5 protein-coding genes and 1 pseudogene are annotated in these 6610 nt (G+C 58.3%); 1 reads left to right on the forward strand and 5 read right to left on the reverse strand.

Annotation, left to right across the window (positions count from 1 at the left end):
• Nucleotides 1-124 precede the first annotated feature (124 nt).
• The 5 genes from ACWGS8_RS34350 to ACWGS8_RS34370 all read right to left on the reverse strand — a co-directional run bounded on the left by ACWGS8_RS34350 (nt 125) and on the right by ACWGS8_RS34370 (nt 5577).
• Entirely contained in the window at nt 125-1444 is a 1320-nt protein-coding gene (locus ACWGS8_RS34350) for an aspartate aminotransferase family protein (protein WP_454585080.1), read from the reverse strand.
• Nucleotides 1445-1507: 63 nt separating this feature from the next.
• Nucleotides 1508-3097: an aldehyde dehydrogenase family protein gene (locus ACWGS8_RS34355; RefSeq protein WP_454585081.1), complete on the reverse strand. Its 1590-nt coding sequence runs from the start codon at nt 3095-3097 to the stop codon at nt 1508-1510.
• A 378-nt stretch (nt 3098-3475) separates the two neighbouring features.
• Nucleotides 3476-4236 (reverse strand): IS5 family transposase gene (locus ACWGS8_RS34360; RefSeq protein ID WP_454585082.1). Its coding sequence is split into 2 segments (ribosomal slippage): nt 3476-3897 and nt 3897-4236, totalling 762 coding nucleotides; the frame shifts between segments, so codons are not numbered across the junction.
• Nucleotides 4237-4314: 78 nt separating this feature from the next.
• On the reverse strand, nt 4315-5328 hold the full coding sequence (locus tag ACWGS8_RS34365) for a D-alanine--D-alanine ligase family protein (RefSeq protein WP_454585083.1): 1014 nt from the start codon (nt 5326-5328) through the stop codon (nt 4315-4317).
• A gap of 42 nt (nt 5329-5370) precedes the next feature.
• Nucleotides 5371-5577: a hypothetical protein gene (locus tag ACWGS8_RS34370; protein WP_454585084.1), complete on the reverse strand. Its 207-nt coding sequence runs from the start codon at nt 5575-5577 to the stop codon at nt 5371-5373.
• A 472-nt stretch (nt 5578-6049) separates the two neighbouring features.
• On the opposite strand from ACWGS8_RS34370, the pseudogene ACWGS8_RS34375 reads away from it, so the two are divergent.
• A pseudogene (locus ACWGS8_RS34375) lies at nt 6050-6363 on the forward strand (ISNCY family transposase); the annotation flags it as partial.
• Nucleotides 6364-6610 lie beyond the last annotated feature (247 nt).

Below are 6610 nucleotides of genomic sequence, written 5' to 3' on the forward strand. Positions count from 1 at the left end.
CGGGCGTGCGCTGAGCACAATCCCAAGTGTACTGGCTACAATGACTACGACATGGGAGAAGCTGTCATTTGATTTCCATCGCCAATGCATTGTCCAATGCCGAATGAAACCAGCTCCGGATGCGCTACGTGTGCGACACAATTGCTGCGAGCGCTCCGTCAACTGCTGTAAGGATCGCGCGCGCGTCCCTTTCGGTCATGGGGGTGGAAAGTGCGAAGAGGCCGTAACTCGCCGAGAGTACTCCGCGATCGAGCAGGCCCTTGTGGAACAGGTTGAGCTTAATCTGTTCGGACGGGCCCGGATAGACCGACCGGTAGTCCGTAATCGGCAACATCGTAAAATGAACCTTGAAAAGCGAGCCAAGGCCCACGCACTGACCGTTGAGGCCATAGCGGGCCAAAGAATCCGTTATCCCATCACGAAGCAGCGCGCCGATAAAGTCCAGATGCTCGAAGCTGGCCGGGGTCAGTGCGCGCATCGCCGCCAAGCCGGCTCGCATAGTCACTGGGTTTGCGGTGAAAGTGCCGGCGTGCGGCAAGGCAGGCTTGCCGCGGGTCGGATCGAACACTGCCATCACCTCGGCACGACCGCCGACGGCGCCGACCGGAAAGCCGCCACCGATGATTTTGCCGAGTACCGTCAGGTCGGGTTTGACGCCCCAGAGGCCCTGCGCACCTGAGTAGCCCAAGCGGAGCGAGATCACCTCGTCGAAGATTACCAGGGAGCCCGCAGAATGAGCAATCTTGACCATCGCCCCTAGGTAGTCCTTCCGGGCGGGGATCAGTCCGGCGCGGTTCGGCATTGGGTCGACCAGAACACCCGCTATCGTGTCGCCGTGCGCGTCAAAGACGGCGCGCAGCGCCTCGATATCGTTGAATGGCACCGCGATCACATCCTTAAGTACTCCTGTCGGCGTACCCTTGGCATAGGCTGTCGAGGCTGGTATGTCGCCCCAGTTGGCGGGCGAGCTGTCGAGGCTGACTTCCGCGAAGTCATAAGAGCCATGATACGCGCCTTCGATCTTGACGATCTTCGGTCGACCGGTGAATGCCCGAGCCGCCTTGATCGCTATCATGACACCTTCCGTGCCAGAGTTGGCGAAGCGAACCTGCTCGACCGATGGGAGGCGGTCGATCAACAGTTCGGCAAGATCAAGCTCGCTCTCAGTGGGCGCTCCGAAGGCCGTTCCGTGGGGCATCTGACTTACCACCGCCGCCGTGACGTCGGGATGACCATAGCCGTGGATCATTGCCGTGAAATTGTTGATGCAGTCGTAGTAGACGTTACCGTCGATGTCCCAAACCAGACAACCTTCGCCGCGGTCGGCGTAAATCGGAAAAGGGTCGATGAAGACGGTTGTCCGCGTATTCCCGCCCGGCATGACCTTGCGGGCCCGCTCGAACATCTCCCTGGATTTCGGCATTGAATCTGGATAGTGGCGCATGATCTCGCACATCGATAAAGGTTTAGGAACGGGCGCGCAAAGACGGTTGCGATCCTCCTTCGATTACTTGGTCATGATCGTACGGCTCTGCTCGCGGAGATACTGGGGCAAGAACCAAGATCCAAGACCACCCTTGCCGCTGACCCCGGTCCCCTTCCAGCCGCAGAAGGGCTGCGCGCCGGGCCATGCGCCCGTCGTCGCCCCGCTCGCGCGGTTTGCATAGAGAACACCGGCTTCCGCGAAATCGAGGAAGTACTGCAACTCGTTTTGATCATTCGTGAAGATGCCAGCCGACAGGCCGTAAGCGACATCGTTGCCCTCGCGGATTGCAACGTCGAGGCTGCCAAAGCCGCGGACGACTAGAAAAGGCATAAAGAGTTCGTCGCGGGTCAGCCGGCTAGACCCATCCAATTCGACGATCGTCGGCAGCACATAGTTGTCTGGAAAGCCCTGTCCGAGAGCAGCGCCCCCGAAGTGCACTTTTCCTTCGACTTCCGACAGTGCTAACTTGAAACGATCGACCGTGGCATCGCCATAGACAGGACCCATAAAGGTCTCGGCCCTGCGGGGATCTCCCACGAGCAGCTTTCCGGCGAACGCCACGAGCCTATCGATGAATTCAGCTTTGACCTTCTCATCGACGTAAACGACCGAGCACGCCGAGCACTTTTGCCCTTGCAAACCAAACGCCGAACGCGCCACGCCCTGCGCCGCACGATCGAGGTCGGCATTGCTGGTCACGTACGCGGGGTTCTTTCCACCCATTTCTGCAATGACAGGCTTCACATATGGCAGCGTTGCCATGTGACGGAAGATACTCATGCCGGTCTTGTGGGAGCCGGTGAACGCGACACCATCGATGCCATCGTCGGTGGCAACAAGTCGGCCGATCTCGCCGTCGCCCAGCACAATATTAAAGACACCTTCCGGCAATCCTGCCTTGCGTAGCGTTTCTGCGATCAGCAACCCGGTCAGCGCGCAACCCGGCGACGGTTTGTAAACAACCGCATTGCCCGTCAACAGCGCGCCGGAGATCATGCTAATCGACAAGGCGAGCGGGAAATTGAAAGGAGCGATAACCGCGAAGACGCCATAAGGCTTCATGACGCTGGTGGCTGTCTCGTTCTTAACCAATTGGTGCATCGGCCGAACGAATCCGTTGTTCGCCTTCATTTCCGACGCGTAGTACTCAACGATGTCCAAGCATTCCTCGGCTTCGCCGACAGCTTCTATACGGGACTTGCCGATCTCATAGAGCGCCGCTAGACCAAGCTTGTATTTACGCTCTGCCAGTGCCTCACGCCAGCGTGCGCCGAATGCGAGGCGATCGTCGAGCGTCGAAAAATTCCACACCTTCGCGCCGGCTCGGGCAGCCTTGATCGCGGACTTGACGTCGGTTGCGGTTGAAACCGGGAACTTGCCAAGAGAGATCGTCTTTTCGATAGGGCTGAAGATTTCCGCCCTTGCGCCAGTAGCGAAAGGCGTCGACCACTCGCGGCCTAGCGTGTTTGTCTCGAAGCCGGGGATCATTGCATCGAGGTGAGCGTGAACTGGAGAAAAATCCACTCCGATGTTTGAATATGTGACGCGCGGGTGTTCAGCCATCTCAACCTCCGAAAAACGGTATATGTCCCGATATTCAGGATTGCTCATTCCCAGTCAATCTCCTGTGACCACAAAATGGCGTTAAATTCCGGATTTCGGGCAGCAATCACAAGATCGAACTGCACAGCTGTAGACGACCGCACCCAATCTACTGCGATCCGCATCGGCTGAAGCCGATGCGGATCAGCAAGAGTAAATACCTGAAAATCAGATCGAACAGGGGCTCGGCGCAGTCAACCGCCGCATGCAGTCAATGCTCGGAATGCGTGGGCAACTGGCGAAGCTCGCCATCCATCCGAGCAGTTCTAAATCCTCGCCGCCTGACTGGTTGTCAGACCTCCTGCGTTCCCCTTCGTAGCAACAGAACCTCCGATCCTTGGCGGAAAAATCCCAGCCTGCTCGGCCTAGGACGTAGTGACGATTTGACTATCTGAGCCATATCGCGATAGCGGCGAGTTTGACGAAGCCCATGAAGTTGGCGAGTAGCTTGTCGTATCGGGTTGCGACACGGCGGAACTGCTTGAGCTTATTGAAGAAGCGCTCAATGCGGTTGCGCTCCTTGTAGAGGTCGACGTCGTAGGTGCGTTGAACCTTTCGGTTGCGCTTGGGCGGGATAACGACCTTGGCGCCGCTTTCGGCGATTCTGTCGACGAGATGGTCGGCGTCATATCCCTTGTCGGCGATGGCGCTCTCGGCGTCGATATGGTCAATCAGGTCATGGGCCAAGGCGATGTCGTTGCGCTGGCCGGGCGAGCCGATCAGGCGGACGGGAAGGCCGAGAGCTTCGGTTGCGGCGTGGATTTTGGTGCTCAGGCCGCCTCGAGACCGGCCCAGGCCCTGGGCATCCGCCCCCCTTTGACCTTGCGGGCTCCGGCGGCATGCTGGTGGGCTCGCACGATGGTCGAGTCGATCATCAGCCATTCCAGGTCGGCTTCGCGGGCCAACCTTTCCAACATGTCGTCCAACACACCCATCTCGATCCAGCGATAGTAGCGCCGCTTCACCGAACGGTAATCGCCAAGCCGCTCCGGCAGGTCCCGCCAGCGCCCGCCCGAACGCGCCATCCACAGCAGCGCGTCCAGGAACTTGCGGTTATCCGTGCGCGGCCCACGCTTACCCTTCGTGCCGCCGGGCACAAAACCCTTGATCCGTTCCCACTGGTCATCCCGAAGCGCGTCGCAGTCCATCGCCGATCTCCAAAAATCAGCGTTGAATCTGATTTGCACCTCCTTGGGAATCCCAAGCCGTTAAATCGTCACCACGGCCTAGGGGATGCCGATTCCGAAATGCCGCGTATGAGCGATATCGAGAATGCGATTGACCAAGCTCGAGAAGCTGTGTCCGGCAGTCGCTGCGGCCACGGAATAAGAGGAGCTCATATCGAGTGTCGGCATGGAGTTGATCTCCAGAACAAAGGGGCGGCCGGAGCGGTCGATCCGGAAGTCGACTCGGGCATAGTCTCGGCAATGGCAGGCACGGAAGGTCGCAACCGAAAAATCCCGTAACATCGTCTCAAGCCCACTCTCGACTTGCGCCGGGCAAATCTTCGGCACCGCTGCGGCCGGCACGAATTTCGCTTCCCAATTCATAAGACGCTTTTCGCGATCGCCGAAGTCCTGCTCAACCAGAGGCAACACTTCGAGATCCTCGTTTCCGAGCAGCGCAACACAGATTTCCCGCCCTTCGATGTATTCTTCCACGAGCGCATCCTGCGCATACTGCGTGACGATCATTTCCACGGCCTGCCTTAACTTCGAATACTCATCTATCAGCTGCAATCCGAGGCTGCAGTCTTCGTGACGCGGCTTCACTACCACCGGGAATCGCAAATCGCCGGCATTCTCGGTGCCGCGATGCATTACGCGAAATTTCGGCGTCGGCACTCCGAGATCGCGGATGAGCGTCTTGCTGATGACCTTATCATACATCATTCCATGCCCGAGCGGGCTCGATCCGGTGTACGGAACACCGGCCATCTCAAGCATAGCCGGAACCTGTGTGACACGGTCCTCGCCATGGGTGCCCTCCGCCAAGTTGAAGACGACACCCGAGGGACGGCCTTGCGAATCGGGTGGCATGAACCGATCGAGCGTAGCGAGCAGTCCTTTATCGCCTTCACACAAGAGTGTCTCGTGGCCGCCCTCTTGAAGTGCCGCCTCCACCCCTTCTGCTGTCCTGTAGACTCCCAGTGGCCAAGGCTGCGGCGGCTTAGGATAAGGTTGACCGAACCGGTTAATCACGCCCGCAAAATCGCTGTTCGACACGATGGCTACCTGCATGAGCTACTCCTTGGATGTTTGTCTGCTGTCACGTTCATTCGCTCAGATTTGATCTGAGCCCCGCACTTTCAGGTCGAACGCCTCCTGCGCTTCAAGGCACATCAAATCCGCAAGGGTAGTCTCCACATCCACTGCTACCCTCGGATCGTTTCGTTGCAGCAGTAGGCCGACGTCCGCCGTCCTGATCGGCTGGAACGGCTCGCCTTCCTCGACGCGGAAGGAGGTGCGCAGGACTTTATGAAGCATCACGAAACCTATCCAAGGCCGCATCCCTCCCGCTCGCCGCGAAACCTGCCACTGCTGGGGCAATGACACCGGGCACCCGCGACACGGAAGCGCATTCAACGATGCGGCATTTATCCCATTGATTTGGATGGTTCGAGCAAGTTTCATGTAGCCCCTTAGGCAAGAGATTGCGACACCGCCAAGGTCGGGAATGGATATTCACCGTGTCGCTGCAATCGGCGTGCCGCTGAACAGGTGGTGCGAGCAAGAGGCCAAAACTCGCGTGTTTCACCTTGCGCCGGCGGAATGCTTGCCCCTCTGTGTGTCGGGTCCCGAACATAGACGTATTAGACTGGACACGGCCGACCCAGAACGTCGAACGACAACGGTTGACGCCCAGGACTTGCATGGGCGGTGCACGTTTAAGCCTGATATGATTCGGTTAATTGGCAACCGTCTTCTTCAGCTACAAATTCGGACTGCCACAGGATCGCACTCGACGACGCGTTTGCTCGTGTCTCAAGTGCTGGCCATTAGAAGATTGATGGCGGTCGGCGGCGCCGGCTCCTCATGGCGGATCATTGCCGAGCAGCCAAGAAGCGCGCCAGCAAAATCCAGTTCACGCGCGGCCGACCAAATCGGATCCACTTTACCGCGAGCTGATCGCAATCACCGTACGACATTGGCCTAACTAGAGCAGGCGAGCGAGCGATGGCCGTGGCGAGCACACCATCCATCGTGCTATGACAGATCCGGGGTCGTCACTATAGGGCGCTGATCGAACGCACCATCAGACTGAGCGAGCGGCGGGGCGAACGCTTCTTCGACGACCTGACCGAAAAGCAGGTCAGGCGTGGCGTCCATAGATCGACAAACGTGTTGGAGGCGGCCATCAGAACTTACATCAAAGCCGTCAACCCCGATCCCAAGCCATTCAGATGACCTAAGTCGGCCGACGATATTCTCAAGACCATCAACACTTCTGTTTGACCACATTTCAGACCGCCGAACGCCAAAACGAAATGGCTCAAACTTCGGAATCAGTCACTAGGCTAGT

It is taken from the genome of Mesorhizobium sp. 43Arga (assembly GCF_053714255.1).

Bases quoted from the DNA above. Each gene is read 5' to 3' on its own strand.
- ACWGS8_RS34355 (WP_454585081.1), bottom strand. From the start codon at position 3,097: ATGAGCAATCCTGAATATCGGGACATATACCGTTTTTCGGAGGTTGAG.
- ACWGS8_RS34365 (WP_454585083.1), bottom strand. From the start codon at position 5,328: ATGCAGGTAGCCATCGTGTCGAACAGCGATTTTGCGGGCGTGATTAAC.
- ACWGS8_RS34350 (WP_454585080.1), bottom strand. From the start codon at position 1,444: ATGCGCCACTATCCAGATTCAATGCCGAAATCCAGGGAGATGTTCGAG.